The organism is Pseudomonas sp. PSPC3-2, from assembly GCF_049897085.1.
Lineage (GTDB): Bacteria > Pseudomonadota > Gammaproteobacteria > Pseudomonadales > Pseudomonadaceae > Aquipseudomonas > Aquipseudomonas paraveronii.
Window position 1 is genome coordinate 155,832 of record NZ_JAFCVO010000011.1, and the last position, 13,717, is coordinate 169,548.

At 62.0% G+C, this 13,717-nt stretch carries 9 protein-coding genes; 3 read left to right on the top strand and 6 right to left on the bottom strand.

Going from position 1 to position 13,717, the window contains the following annotated elements; genetic code table 11:
• Positions 1-4 precede the first annotated feature (4 nt).
• Together ACP7CJ_RS19365 and ACP7CJ_RS19370 are read right to left on the bottom strand one after the other, a co-directional pair.
• Complete coding sequence (locus ACP7CJ_RS19365; RefSeq protein WP_426101121.1) at positions 5-1,066, bottom strand: Rieske 2Fe-2S domain-containing protein; 1,062 nt, start codon at positions 1,064-1,066, stop codon at positions 5-7.
• Between the two features lie 320 nt (positions 1,067-1,386).
• Positions 1,387-3,786, bottom strand: coding sequence for a DUF3772 domain-containing protein (locus ACP7CJ_RS19370; RefSeq protein ID WP_426101123.1), 2,400 nt, complete (start codon positions 3,784-3,786; stop codon positions 1,387-1,389).
• Between the two features lie 259 nt (positions 3,787-4,045).
• Between ACP7CJ_RS19370 and ACP7CJ_RS19375 the strand changes: the two genes are divergently transcribed.
• Positions 4,046-5,557, top strand: coding sequence for a trypsin-like serine peptidase (locus tag ACP7CJ_RS19375; RefSeq protein WP_426101125.1), 1,512 nt, complete (start codon positions 4,046-4,048; stop codon positions 5,555-5,557).
• 19 nt (positions 5,558-5,576) lie between these two features.
• On the opposite strand, the gene ACP7CJ_RS19380 is transcribed toward ACP7CJ_RS19375, so the two are convergent.
• Complete coding sequence (locus tag ACP7CJ_RS19380) at positions 5,577-6,515, bottom strand: LysR family transcriptional regulator (protein ID WP_426101127.1); 939 nt, start codon at positions 6,513-6,515, stop codon at positions 5,577-5,579.
• A 110-nt stretch (positions 6,516-6,625) separates the two neighbouring features.
• Between ACP7CJ_RS19380 and ACP7CJ_RS19385 the strand changes: the two genes are divergently transcribed.
• Entirely contained in the window at positions 6,626-8,125 is a 1,500-nt protein-coding gene (locus ACP7CJ_RS19385) for a CoA-acylating methylmalonate-semialdehyde dehydrogenase (protein WP_426101129.1), read from the top strand.
• Between the two features lie 146 nt (positions 8,126-8,271).
• Here ACP7CJ_RS19385 and ACP7CJ_RS19390 read toward each other — a convergent pair whose 3' ends face one another.
• The 3 genes from ACP7CJ_RS19390 to ACP7CJ_RS19400 are packed head-to-tail and all read right to left on the bottom strand — an operon-like array spanning position 8,272 to position 11,945.
• Positions 8,272-9,339, bottom strand: a complete 1,068-nt coding sequence (locus tag ACP7CJ_RS19390; RefSeq protein ID WP_426101131.1) for an ABC transporter ATP-binding protein — start codon at positions 9,337-9,339, stop codon at positions 8,272-8,274.
• Positions 9,336-10,925, bottom strand: coding sequence for an ABC transporter permease (locus ACP7CJ_RS19395; RefSeq protein WP_426101211.1), 1,590 nt, complete (start codon positions 10,923-10,925; stop codon positions 9,336-9,338). Before ACP7CJ_RS19395 ends, ACP7CJ_RS19390 begins: the two co-directional genes overlap by 4 nt.
• Positions 10,926-10,928: 3 nt before the next feature.
• Positions 10,929-11,945 carry an iron ABC transporter substrate-binding protein gene (locus tag ACP7CJ_RS19400; RefSeq protein ID WP_276197450.1) on the bottom strand — a complete coding sequence of 339 codons (1,017 nt, stop codon included), beginning with the start codon at positions 11,943-11,945 and terminating at the stop codon, positions 10,929-10,931.
• Between the two features lie 620 nt (positions 11,946-12,565).
• Here ACP7CJ_RS19400 and ACP7CJ_RS19405 point away from each other — a divergent pair.
• On the top strand, positions 12,566-13,504 hold the full coding sequence (locus tag ACP7CJ_RS19405) for a pectate lyase (RefSeq protein WP_276197451.1): 939 nt from the start codon (positions 12,566-12,568) through the stop codon (positions 13,502-13,504).
• The last annotated feature ends 213 nt before the right edge of the window (positions 13,505-13,717 follow it).

The window sequence follows — 13,717 nt, forward strand, 5'->3', positions numbered from 1 at the left end:
CTGTTCAGGCGCTGGTGGTGGCGATCAGTTGCGCTGCGAGGGCGCGTTCCTTGGCGATCAGCCGCTCGAGGATCTTGCGTGACTGCACGCCGCCGGCATCGATATTGAGCTTGAGCAGATTGCGCGTCGGGTGGGCCAGCAGGTTTTGTTGCTGGCGTTCAAGCATCTCCAGGTCTTCGCTGAAAATCTTGCCCTGGCCTTCGCGAATGCTCGCGGTCAGTGCCGGGTCATGAGGATTGAAGCTGCGCGCCATGCCCCAGAAGTACCAGATCGACGTCTCGGTTTGCGGGGTGATGAAGTCCACCACGATACTCGCGGCCTTGTGCTCGGGCGCGGCGTGGTAGCCGCCCTTGCCAGCGTGGGCCACGCCGACTTCGATCAGTACGTGGCTGGGCGGGGTGAAGCGGCAGATCTGCCAGCGGTCCACCGGCACGTCATCGGCGAGGTTATTGCCACGCAGGGCCATGCGCCAGAACGGCGGGGCCATGATGTTTTCCATGTGGCGGGCGGTGACGACTTCATCGCCTTCGACTGTGGTCACGGGGGGCGCTTCGTCGATTTCCTTCTGGCCGATGCTGGAGGCGTGGACGTAGGTTTCGTGGGTCAGGTCCATCAGGTTGTCGATCATCAGGCGGTAGTCGCACTGGATGTCAAACAGGCCGCCGCCATAGGCCCACTGGTCACTCTCGGCCCATTCCAAGTGGTGGATCAGCGCGGGGTCGGCCAGCGCCTGATCGCCGGGCCACACCCAGATGAAACCGTAGCGTTCCACTGCGGCGAAGGTCTTGTTGCAGGGAAAACCGCGCACCCGCTGCCCGGGCATTTCGACGGTCTTGCCGTCGCCACCCATGACCAGGCCGTGGTAGCCGCAGACCAGCTTGCCGTTTTCGACATAGCCCAACGAAAGCGGCGCGCCGCGATGCGGACAGAAGTCCTCGACAGCCACGACGGCGCCTTCGAGCCCGCGATAAAACACCATTTTTTCACCGCAGATCTGTCGACCCAGCGGCTTTTGCGCGATTTCATCGGGGGTGCAGGCGACATACCAGGTGTTCTTGGGGTACATGGCAACTCTCCGGGCGAGTGATTATTCTTATTTAATGGATCCATTAAATGAAGTGCATCACTTTGAGTCAACATGTGGTGTAGTTTTATCGAGATTTATTTGGGCGATTATCGATCACTTCTGTGTTTGTGGATCCATTGTCTGCGTCTTGGCGGGATGGTTAACCCGGCCCGAGGCCGGTTTTTTGTGGGTCCAGAAGGCCTATCCGACGGACACATTTGAACGATCCGCCCAGCCCAGGTGAATCACTGGGTGGTCACTCACCATAGCTTCCAGGTGTAATCGACTGGCGTAGTGTTGGCGCTTGGCTTTGGGGGACTCTAATCTGCCGGCGGCGCTTTTTCCGCCGCCTCATTGATCAGCACCATACTCTGCGGCGAAGACAGCGCCACGCCGAGCTCGCGCAGGCGCCCCAGGACGGTGAACAGCAGGTCGCTGCGGGCTGTCCCCACCGAGCGCGGGCTGTTGACGTAACCGCTGACGGCGATGACCAGTCCGTTGACGGTCAGGTCCTTGAACGTCACCGAAGGCGCCGGCGTGTCCAGCACGTCTTCGTGTTCCGTGAACGCGCTCAACAGCAGCTCGCGGATCTGCAGCACGTCCGTTTCCAGCGGCAGGGTCAGCGTAATGCCGACGACGCCCAGCGCATTGCCCATGGTCACGTTGCGCACGTTCTGGGTGATGAACTGCGAGTTGGGCACGATCACCGTTGAACGATCGGACATCTGGATTTCCGTGGCGCGCACGTTGATGCGGCGGATATCGCCTTCGACACCCGCGAGGCTGACCCAATCCCCGACCTTGACCGGGCGCTCGGTGAGCAGGATCAGGCCCGAGATGAAGTTCTGCACGATTGCCTGCAGGCCGAAACCGATCCCCACCGACAGGGCGCTGACCACCCAGGTCAAGTTGGTCAGGCTGATATTCAGCGTGGACATCACCACCACGGCGACCAGCACGAAGCCGATGTAACCCACCAGGGTCACGAGCGAGGCGCGCATGCCGGCGTCCATATTGGTTTCCGGCAGCAGCCGTTCGCCGAGCCAGTCTTTGAGCACGCGCACGCCGAACAGGCCGATCACGAGCAGGGCAAGGGCCAGCAGAATATCGCCGGGGGCGATGGTCAGGTTGCCCAGCGGCTTGCTGCCCAGGTCGAGTTGCGTCAGGCCCGCCAGCAGCTCGCCCGGGCTGGAGCCGGAGGGCAGGAACGCCAACAGGACCGCAGTGAACATCAACAGGGTGCGGCCCACGCCCGCCAGTAGCGTGCTGGCCTGTGCCTGGTGGCGCTCGGACAGCCCCAGGGCTGAGCCGAGCGCCAGGCCGCCAGGTTGTTTCGGCGAGAGCAGGGTCTCGCAGAAGTCGCCGAAGCAGGCGATCAGCAGGTAAGCCGTCGCCGCAACCACGCTCATCCACAGCAGTTTGACGGTAAGGAAGTAAGCCAGGGTCAGGTAGCCACCCAATAGCGCCAGCAGGCTGATCCCGATCCAGGCCCCGACGACAAACGGAATCAGCCCGGCGACGCCGCTCATGCGTTCAAGCGTGTATCGGCGGCGGGTGCGGTGGTAACGCAGCAGGGCAAAGAAGAACACCAGCGCGACGGTCAGCGCGGTCAGGCCGTTTACCGCCACAGTCAGTGCCAGGCTACTGTCGATGACGCTGTTGATGCGTTCCTGGGTGCCGATCACCATTAGGGCCAGCCCCAACAGCACAGGGAACGGGCCCAAGGCGACGGCGATTTGGTCGGGGATCTGGGGCAGGCGCCAGGACGGATGTGCGCGCATCAACAGGGCGCGGCCGAGGCCGACAATGAAGGCACAGAACACCACCAGGGTCTGCAATTGGTCGAGCAACGTGAGCATGTCGGCGCTGGGCACGGTGTCGCGTGTCAGGCCCCAGCGCAGCAGTGAGGCAGCCACGCTGATGGTCAGCACGCTGGCCAACCCCACCGCCAGCGCCAGCGCGCTGCGCCGCAGGCGGCCTTCGGGCAGCCAACGCACTGTCAGCCGCACCAGCGCGTGCTCCAACACCCGTCTTCCCGCCACCCAGACCAGCAGCGCACTTAACAGCATGCTCACGAAAAACCAGCGGTTTCCCGGCGCCACGGCGGTGTCCGTCACGCTGCGTACATCGACGTACAGGTTGCGTAAACGGCTGAGGTCGTCGTCGGTCGGGCGGATGATGTTGGACCAGAACACCACGCTGATCGGGCTCGCCGAGCGGGTGCTGATCTGTGAGTCGAAGAGGCTGCGGCGCAGGCTGAAGGTCTGCGCGGCGAGGTCGCTGGCTGATTGGCTCAGGGTGCTGGCCTGGCGCTGCTCGGCGAGCAGGGCGTTCTTCTGCCGGGTCAGTGCGGTGCGTTGCTGGGTGAGGCTCGGGGGCGCATCGGCCTGTAGCGGGCCGAGCACGTTGAGCTGGTCATCCAGGTGTTCAAGATCGATGGCTTGTTTGGCGGCCAGGGTGTCGGCCTTTTTTTGCACCTGCAAGGCGGCCTGGCGCAAGGTCGAGAGCAGGTCGTCATTGGCGCTGCCCGAGACTTTCTGGCGGATCAGGTCGAGTTGCTCGTTGAGGTCTTGCACACTGGCGTCTTCAGCCAGCAGCGGCACACTGCGCGGGTCGCTGGTTGGGGAGGGCGCAGCCTGCGCGAGGGCGGGCAACGTAGCGCACAGCATCAGCAGGGCGAACAGCCCGGTGAAAAAACGGCTCGTGGTGACTCTGTGCATGCGTTTGCCCTTTGACCGTTGCCCAAAATGGCTAAGCGTTACCACTCTATGAGGCGAAGGCAAGCCATTCGTGCGAAATTTTTGGGGAAGCCAGCCTGGTAATCGCGCACCCATGCCGCGCTGGCCTGGCCCATGGCGGGCGAGCCGACGAGGAGCACGTCGGCATCCGCCACGGTCTCCCCCTATCTATATAGGTCACCCCTTCGCCAATCCTCCAGTACGTTCGGCACCACCCCTGTTGCCATACGGACACTCGATCATGCTGACCCGCTGCATCTTTCCGCTTTTGTTACTGCTGTTGCCGTGCCTTGTCGGCCACACCCAAGCCCGAGACCTGGCCCAAGGCCTGAGCGAGGGCAGCGCCTCTATCGCGCTGCAGAACCGCGACCAGCGTTACGCGTTGTGGTCCGGTATCGGTTTGTTGAAAAACGCGATCGGCCAAACCTGCACCGCGGTGCTGCTGGATACCCGCAACCGCCAGGGCAAGGCCGTCGGCCCGGCGTATGTTTTGACCAGTGGGCATTGCGTGTACTTCAGCTTCGGCACGGCCCATATCAACCAAGCCATAGAGGCGAGCATCACGTTCAACTATTTCCACGATACGCTGGCGCAACAGCGCAGGTTTCGCATTAAAACGGCGCATTGGACCAGTATGGTCGGCACTGATCTGGCGGTGCTCGAACTGGATACGTCACTCGCCCACCTGATCACCGACGGCATCATGCCGCTCAAGCTCGCCACCCATCAAAGTACGGGGGAGCGTGAGGTCGTCAATGTCGGTGCCCCGAGTGGCTTTCGGCAGAAGGGTTTGCGCATGAGCGCCTGCAAGGAAACGCCGACCAACAGCTTTGTCGAGCATCCCGGGGTGTTTCCCGGGGCGCTGAAAAACCGCTGCAACGACCTGCAATACGGCAGTTCCGGCAGCCCGATGCTGGACCGGCATAGCAACGAAGTCACTGGCATTGTCAGCAAAGTCGCTGCAGTCATCAAAAAGGACATCCTCAACAACTGCCAGAACGTCTCGGCGTGTGACGCGGCCAAGTTCAACTACAGCTATCCGGCCAACGACCTGCACCGCTGTTTTGTCGAGGGCCAATTCTTGAACAATACGCCTGATTGCCAGCTCAACGCCGTCGATATCCTCCTTGAGGAACCCTGGACGCTGAACCCCTATGTCCATATGCAACTGGGCGAACTTGGGCAGAGTGTGCCGCCCACGTGGAACATCAGGTTCTCGATCCAGGACCCGTTCTATCGCTTCAAGGCCGTGCGCAACGTCAATGAGTGCAGGGTGCCCAGTGGTTATCAAAGTGCTACCGCGTCAGCCGAGGGTTACATCAACCAAGCCATCGGCCCAGCGCTGGGCGCTTATGTGCTGTGCATCATCGGCGTCCAAACCCTCGCCGAGGCGTTGACGCCGGCCTTGCTGCACAATGCGTTCACCCACTCGGTTTTCTTGACCGACCCAGCGCCCGTGCCGCGCATCGGCCTGAACTACAGCGTTTACTGGGACGACCCGCAAACCGCTTTCACCCATCATTACTTCTATGTGGACACTTCGGCTGAAGCCGCCTGCCGTGACAACGACGACGTCCGCTATCGCCTGGCCAATGGCGGTGCGAGCTACCCGGTATCGCAGCTCCCGGTCACCCTGTGCAGCTTTGCCCGTAACCCGGCGGGGCAACCTTCGGCGGTACGCACGGATGTCATCGAGCGCTCCGCCTATCTGCCGCCCATCCAAACGAACCAGCCGGCAGCCTCTGCGCGATGAGGCCGCGTGATGTACGCGGTTAACCCTCGAAACGAAATCCGCCGGAGAGTTTTTCCTTCAAATAGCCCACCAACGCACTCACGGATTTGGGCACATGGGGCGAGTAGGGCCGAATCAAGTAAATCTCATCGGCAAACGCGCCCTTGAGCGTCCAGCCCTTGAGCACCTGCACCAGCGTGCCGCCGGCCAGCGCCGCGTGGGCGCTGAAGTCCGGGAGCAGGGCGATGCCCAGGTGATTGAGCGCCGAGTCGCGCAAGGCTTCGCTGTTGTTGGTGGAAAAGCTCCCGGCGATCGGCACGGTGACCCGCTCGAGCTTTTTGCTGCCGCGCTCGAAGGTCCAGGCGGGCTGATCGGTGCCGCGCGGATAGTAGAGGCAGTTATGCGCGCCGAGGTCGCCAGGCGTGCGCGGTTCGCCGTGGCGTTGCAGGTAGTCGCGGGTGGCGACCAGCACCGAGGTGGTGTTGCACAGCTTCCACGCCACGTGGGTTTCCGGCACCTGAAAACCGTGGCGCACCGCCAGGTCGTAGCCTTCGGCAGCCAGCGAACTCAAGGCATCCGACACCTCCAGCTGGATACGTACCTGCGGGTACAGCTGCAGGAATTCCGACAGGTGCGGCACCAGTTGCTGCCGGGCGAACGCGACCGGTGCGGTCAGGCGCACCAGGCCGCGGATTTCCCCGGCGGCGTCGCGTACCGAGGAAAAGCTGCGGGCGATCTGTGCGTAGGCGCTGCGCACGTCCCGCGTCAGTGACTGCCCGGCGTCGGTCAGGCGCACGCTACGGGTGGTGCGGGTGACCAGGCGCGTGCCGGTGGCTTTTTCCAGGTCGCTGATGCGCTGGCTGACCGCCGACTTGCTCACCCCCAGGCGCGCGGCGGCGGCGGTGTAGGTGCCGTGTTCTTCCAGCACCGAGAGCCAGTGGATGTGGGTCCACAGCCCTTCGATCTCAGACTTTTCCATGGGGTTTATTGTTCGCTTGTGAGGACAATCAGTTCTGGATTCTGCTCTGGTTTGGAACAAACCGAAAGCCTATCGTGTGTCCCAACGCTACCCACCAGGGATCGACTGCCATGACCACAACCCTCGAGCACTACATCAACGACCAACGCGTGAGCCGCGATGATCGCTATCAGGACGTATACAACCCGGCCACCGGCGCCGTGACCGCGCGCGTCGCCCTGGCCAGCCGCCAGACCGTCGGCGAAGCCGTCGCCGCCGCGCAAGCCGCCTTTGCCGACTGGGCCGACACCCCGCCGATCCGCCGCGCCCGCGTCTTGTTCCAATACCTGCACCTGCTGCGCGAACGCAAGGACGACCTGGCGCGCATCATCGTCGCCGAACACGGCAAGGTCTTTACCGATGCCCAGGGCGAAGTCGACCGTGGCATCGACATCCTCGAATTCGCGTGTGGCATTCCCAACCTGCTCAAGGGCGAACATTCCGACCAGGTCTCGCGTGGCATGGACAACTGGACCATGCGCCAGCCCCTGGGCGTGGTCGCCGGCGTCACGCCGTTCAACTTCCCGGTGATGGTGCCGATGTGGATGTACCCGATCGCCATCGCGGCGGGCAACACCTTCATCCTCAAGCCCAGCCCGACCGACCCGAGCGCCGCGCTGTTCATGGCCGAGTTGCTGCGTGAAGCCGGCCTGCCCAAAGGCGTGTTCAACGTGGTGCAGGGCGACAAGGAAGCGGTGGACGCGCTGATCGAACACCCGGACGTCAAGGCCGTGAGTTTTGTCGGCTCGACGCCGATTGCCCAATACATCTACGAAACCGGCGCACGCCACGGCAAGCGCGTCCAAGGCCTGGGCGGCGCGAAAAACCACATGGTGGTGATGCCCGACGCAGACATCGAACGCACCGTCGACGCGCTGATGGGCGCGGCCTACGGCAGTGCCGGCGAACGCTGCATGGCGATCTCGGTGGCGGTGCTGGTGGGCGATGTCGGTGACAAAGTCATCGCCGCCCTGACCGAGCGGGCCAAGACATTGCGCATCACCGACGGCCGCGACCTCAAGGCCGAAATGGGCCCGATCGTCTCGCGCGCCGCGCTGGAACGTATCAGCGGCTACATCGAACAAGGCGTCCAGGCCGGCGCGCAGTTGCTGCTCGACGGGCGCGATTACGTGCCGACCGAACCGGGCCTGGAAAACGGCTTCTGGCTCGGCGCGACCTTGTTCGACCATGTGACTCAAGAGATGAGCATCTACCGCGAAGAAATCTTCGGCCCGGTGCTGGCCTGTGTCCGGGTAAATGACTTTGCCGAGGCCGTAAAGCTGGTCAACGACCACGAGTTCGGCAACGGCGTCAGTTGCTTCACCCGCGATGGCAACATCGCCCGCGAATTCGCGCGGCGTATCGAAGTGGGCATGGTCGGCATCAACGTACCGATCCCGGTGCCGATGGCCTGGCACGGCTTTGGTGGCTGGAAGAAAAGCCTGTTCGGCGACATGCATGCCTACGGCACTGAGGGGGTGCGCTTCTACACCAAGCAGAAGTCGATCATGCAGCGCTGGTCGGAGAGCATCGAGCAGGGCGCGGAGTTTGCGATGCCGGTGTCGAAGTAAGCACTCCCCCGACAACCACTCGCCCGAGGGGTTGTCGGGTGTTGGCTGGTCGCTGAGCCGGCGCTGTCCTTGGGCTTATCGGCGGGTTTGGAGCAGCCGGTGGCGAGGTAATCTGCGCCGGTTTCGCCCACGGTAGGCGCCGAAACTTAGCTGGGGTTGAGCGCCGCTGGTTTTTTCAGCACATGGGCCGTGCCCATCGTGGTGAGGTGTACCACGCTGCCGATGTTTGGGGCTTGCAGGCCTGAGCTGCGCACCAGGATGGCTTGGCCGGGCAAGCCTTCATCCGTTTGCAACGCCACGGTCAGGGTGCAGGTATTGCCGCCGAATTCGCGTTCGGTGACCACGCCACGGCAGCCGGAACCGTCGGTGGTACTCAGCAGCAGTTGCTCCGGGCGCAACATGATCCGTGTCGTACCTTGGTTGGCTTGGCTGTCGACCGGCACGCGACCCAGTGCACAGTGGGCCCAACCGGCCTCGATCCTGGCGGGCAATACCACGGCTTCACCGAGAAACAACGCGGTCTGCTCATCGACGGGGTACTGGTACAGGTCCATTGGACGGCCCGATTGCACCAGGCGCCCCTGGCGCATCACCGCCAACTGGTCGGCGAACGACAGCGCCTCGCTTTGATCGTGGGTGACCAGGATCGTGGTGATGCCCGCGTCGCTCAGCAACCGCGCCACCATCTTGCGCATGGCCGAGCGCAGGCCGGTGTCCAGCGCGGAAAACGGCTCATCCAGCAGCATCAACCGGGGCTGTTGCGCCAACGCCCGCGCCAGCGCTACCCGTTGCTGCTGGCCGCCGGACAGCTCGTGGGGCCAGCGTCGGGCCATGTTGGCGTCGAGGGCCACGCTGTCCATCAGTTCGGCGATGCGTGCGTGTCGCGAGGCATGTTTGGCCGCCAGCCCGAAGCCGATGTTGTCGGCCACGGTCATGTGCGGGAACAGCGCGCCGTCCTGCGGCACATAGCCGATCTGGCGTTGGTGCGCCGGCACGGCGTGGGTGGCGTCAACCAGCACCTGGCCGTTCAGGGTCAGGCTGCCGCTGTCGGGAAATTCGAAGCCGGCAATCATCCGCAGCAAGGTGGTCTTGCCGGAGCCAGAAGGCCCGACGATCACCATGCGGCTGCCGTTGGGCACCGCCAGACTGACGTCGGCCAAGGCCGGTTGGGTGCCGAAGGTTTTGCAGAGTGCAGTGAGTTCGAGGGCGTTCATCGGCCGGCCGTGCGTTTGGATTGGTGGTAGAGGAGGCCGGTCAACGGCAGTGAGAGCAGAATCATGATCAACGCGTAAGGCGCCGCTGCGGCGTAGTCGATTTCGCTGGTCATCGCCCAGAACCCGGTGGCCAGGGTGCGCGTGCCGTTCGGCGCGAGCAACAGGGTGGCGGTCAGTTCGTTGGTGATCGCGAGGAACACCAGCGCCGCTCCCGCCGCCGCGGCGGGCGCCGCCAGGCGCATGGTGATCAGCCACAGTGCCCGGCCCGGCGAGCGGCCAAGGCTGCGCGCCATGTTTTCCAGCTCCACCGGGGCCTGGGCGATACCCGCCCGCAGGCTGACCAGCGCCCGTGGCAGGAACATCAGCAGGTAGGCGAGCAGCACGGTGATCGTGGTCTGGTAGATCGGCCGGGCAAAGTGGATGGTCACCGTGACCAGCGCCAGTGCCACGACAATGCCGGGCAATGAGCTGGTGATGTAGTTGCAGCTTTCCAGGATGCGCTGCAGGCGCCCCGGTGCGCGAATCGACAGCCAGGCGATCGGCACCGCCGCGCAGGTGGTCAGCACGGCACCGGCAACGCCCAGCAGGACGGTTTGCTCCAGCGCCGGCAGCAATTCGCTGAACTGCCAGACCTCGCGGCCACCGGCGATCAACCATTTGCCCAGGGTGAACAGCGGCACACCCAGGGCCAACGCACAGGTCACGGCTTGCAAACCGAGGGCGAGCAGGGTGGTGATGGGGCTCAGCCTGACGATGCGCTGCTCGCGGGCGCTGCCGGAACCGACCCGCGCATAGCGTGCATGCCCACGTGCCGAGGCCTCAGCGGTGAGCATCGCCAGGCAACACAGGGCTAACACAGCCGCCAGCATATTCGCCGCCGGGCCATTAAAGGTGGATTTGAACTGATCGAAAATCGCCGTGGTGAAGGTGTCGAAGCGGATCATCGCGTACAGGCCGTATTCGGCCAGCAGATGCAGGCCGACCAGCAGCGCGCCGCCGCAGATCGCCAGGCGCAACTGGGGTAACACCACCCGCCAGAACACCGCCCAGGGCTTGAGACCCAGGGATTCGGCCACGTCTTCAATCGCAGGATCAAGCCGGCGCAGAGTCGCCGCCACCGGCAGGTACAGAAAGGGGAAATAGGCAATCACCGACACCAGCACTCCGGCCGGCAAGCCGTGGATCGACGGCACCAGGCTGACCCACGCGTAACTGTGCACAAACGCCGGCACCGCCAGCGGCGCGACCGCCAACAACGACCAAGCGCGGCGCCCCGGCAGATTGCTGCGCTCGGTCAACCACGCCAGTGCAATGCCCAGCGCCACGCACAACGGCAGGGTGAACAGGACCAGCAACACGGTGTTGACCAGCAACTCACCGACGCGCGGGCGCCACACCAACGCTTCGATCTGTGCCCAGCCGATTTGCCAGGACACGCCGATCACAAACGCAATCGGCAGCAGCGCCAACAACGAAACCAGTACCGATAAACTGGTGACCCACGTGCCCCCACGGTTGTTGAACCGTCCGTGGGGGCGTTTGCGTGGCTGCGCGTGGGCGATGCCGGGTATCGACGATTCAGGCAGCAATCAGAGCAGTCCGGCCTGGGTCATCAGCTCGACAGCCTTTTTGCTGTTGAGCGTCGACGCGTCGACCTTAGGTGCGTCCAATTGCGCCAGTGGGGTCAGCTTGGGGTTGGATTGGGCGTTCTGGCCGACCGCGTATTCGAACGAATTGCCGTCCTTGAGGACCGCTTGGCCGTCTTTGCCGGTGATCCACTTCAGGAAGGCCTGGGCCTGTTCCTTGTGCTTGCTGGAAGCCAACACACCCGCCCCGGAAATGCTCACAAACGCGCCCGGGTCCTGGTGCTTGAAGTAGTGCAGTTGAGTGTTCTTGCTGTTTTCGCCGGTCTTGGATTGGTCGACGAAGCTGTAGTAGTGATAAATCACGCCGCTGTCGACCTGGCCGGCGTTGACGGCTTTGAGCACGGCGCTGTTGCCACGGTAGATGCTCGCGTTGGCCTTCATTGCCTTGAGCCAGTCGAGGGTAGCGGCCTCGCCCTTGAGCTCCAGCACGGCGGCCACGATTGCCTGGAAGTCGGCACCGGCCGGCGAGGCTGCCCAACGGCCTTTCCAGCTTGGCGAAGCCAGGTCCAGCAGGGATTTGGGCAGGTCGCCTTGTTTCAATGTGCTCGGGTTGTACACAAACACCGTGGAGCGCGCGGCGATGCCCACCCATTTGCCGTGGGCCGGGCGGTAGGCGGCATCCACCTGTTCCAGGGTGCTCGGCGCGACCGGCGCGAACAAGCCTGCGTTGTCCACCAGCACCATGGCCGGGGAGTTTTCGGTGAGGAACACGTCAGCCGCAGAGGCGGCGCCTTCCTGCACGAGCTGGTTACCCATCTCGGTGTCGTCGCCATTGCGGATGGTCACCGGGATCCCGGTTTCCTGGGTGAACCCTTCGACCCACGCCTTGGTGAGGCTTTCGTGCTGGGCGTTGTAGACCACGATGCCGACCGGCTCGCTGGCGGCATAAACATGCCCGGCGCTGACCAGGGCGGTGGCGAGCAGGGCTTTTTTGACGAACGAAGGAAGGCGGGTGGTCATGCGGTGAACGCTCCGGGTTTTTATGGCTGCACGGGAAATCTGTTTGAGGTCGATTTAGATTAGATCAATAGGAATCATTTGCATGTTTGGGCGCGGCGAATGTAGAGGTGGGAATGAGAAAAAAACGTCAAATAAACGTGATAAATGTCGTGGGGCGACGGCCTTTAACGCAACGCCTATCCACTGTGGGGGGGTATCCGTGAGAGCGGGGCTCACCGCCGCTCAAACAATGAAATACGGTCAATGTGGCAGGGGCGGTGCGACGGTTCGACTTGCCCCCGATGGCGGAGTATCAGTCGACAACGACTTGGCTGACCCGCTGCCATCGGGGGCAAGCCCCCTCCCACAGGGGTTATGCGGTGTCAGTGAGAACGGGGCTCACCGCCGACCTGCCCGGGTACTCACATCCACCCACACCGCCCCTCCCACTTTTGTTATTTGTCACTTGATGGTTGACGGATTCATTTATACCGAATACTGTACATAAACACAGTGTTTAAGCGCTGATCGACCAACACTCGGCAACTTCAGCCATGCCAAACACTGTGTGCAAGTTAACGGATTAACTTGATGCACAGGCTCGTCATACCGAGCCGTTTTTATTTATAGAGAGGGAACTCATGTCGTATCCAGAAAGCAAACTCACCGGTTTGACCGGTTTTGCCCTAGCGGCAAAAGTCACCGGCGGATGGACCGGCCCCGTGGTCAGTATCACGACCCTGGATCAACTCAAGGCTAATATTGGCGACACCACCCCTCGGGTATTGGTGATCAACAGTAATATCTCGGCGTCGAGCCTGACCAAAGTGAACATGGGCGCCAACAAGACCCTGATCGGCTCGTTCCAGAACCGAACCCTGGAGAATATTCACCTGCGTGCAACAGCGCAGTCGCAGAATATTATTCTGCAGAATATTGTCTTCAAACATTCGGCGAATATTAAGCAGAACGACGATATTCAGGTCTACCTGAATTACGGCAGCCAGTACTGGATCGATCACTGCTCTTTCGTCGGCCATAGCTGGTCAACCTCCGACGGCAGTGCCGACAAACTTCTATATATCGGCGAAAAGGCCGATTACGCCACTATCAGCAACTGCTTTTTTGGCAACCACAAGTACGGTTTGATCTTTGGTCATCCAGCGGATGACAATGACAAGGCATTCAATGGTTACCCACGCCTGACGCTGTGCCATAACCGTTTCGACAGTCTGGAAGTGCGTGCGCCCGGCCTGATGCGTTACGGCTACTTTCATGTCTATAACAACTACATCAACAACTTCCACCTCGGTTTTACCCTGGCGCAGAACGCAAATATTCTTTCTGAAAGTAATTACTTTGGCGAAGGCAGCCAAAACAAAGGCATGTTGGATGACAAAGGAACTGGGACCTTCACTGATACAAACAGTGTGCCCCCTATCACCAATCAGAAGTCGCCGAAAGCGCAATGGACGGCACTGTCCAACTATGGCTATACCTTGAAAACCGCGGCACAAGCCAAGGAGTTCGCGCAGAAAAATGCCGGGGCCCAGGCCGGGGTGCTGGTGTTTGGTAGTTGATTAGTTAGCTTCCTACCGAGTCTCATTTGTTGCAAGTGCCACTGTAATTATATCAAGGATATAAATACAGTGATGGCCTTTGTAGTCTAAATGATTCTTCATGTTGCGATAAGCAGACTTCCATGTTAAACCTTGTTTCGCACTATCAGAGCCAACTACCGCTTGCTCTTTCAGTCGCAATTTATTTGCTGGCTGTCATGTGCTATTTAATCT

What these genes read in the sequence shown, in the direction of transcription:
- ACP7CJ_RS19385 (WP_426101129.1), top strand. Translation starts at nt 6,626, where the DNA reads ATGACCACAACCCTCGAGCACTACATCAACGACCAACGCGTGAGCCGC.
- ACP7CJ_RS19375 (WP_426101125.1), top strand. Translation starts at nt 4,046, where the DNA reads ATGCTGACCCGCTGCATCTTTCCGCTTTTGTTACTGCTGTTGCCGTGC.
- ACP7CJ_RS19380 (WP_426101127.1), bottom strand. Translation starts at nt 6,515, where the DNA reads ATGGAAAAGTCTGAGATCGAAGGGCTGTGGACCCACATCCACTGGCTC.
- ACP7CJ_RS19390 (WP_426101131.1), bottom strand. Translation starts at nt 9,339, where the DNA reads ATGAACGCCCTCGAACTCACTGCACTCTGCAAAACCTTCGGCACCCAA.
- ACP7CJ_RS19405 (WP_276197451.1), top strand. Translation starts at nt 12,566, where the DNA reads ATGTCGTATCCAGAAAGCAAACTCACCGGTTTGACCGGTTTTGCCCTA.
- ACP7CJ_RS19365 (WP_426101121.1), bottom strand. Translation starts at nt 1,066, where the DNA reads ATGTACCCCAAGAACACCTGGTATGTCGCCTGCACCCCCGATGAAATC.
- ACP7CJ_RS19370 (WP_426101123.1), bottom strand. Translation starts at nt 3,786, where the DNA reads ATGCACAGAGTCACCACGAGCCGTTTTTTCACCGGGCTGTTCGCCCTG.
- ACP7CJ_RS19400 (WP_276197450.1), bottom strand. Translation starts at nt 11,945, where the DNA reads ATGACCACCCGCCTTCCTTCGTTCGTCAAAAAAGCCCTGCTCGCCACC.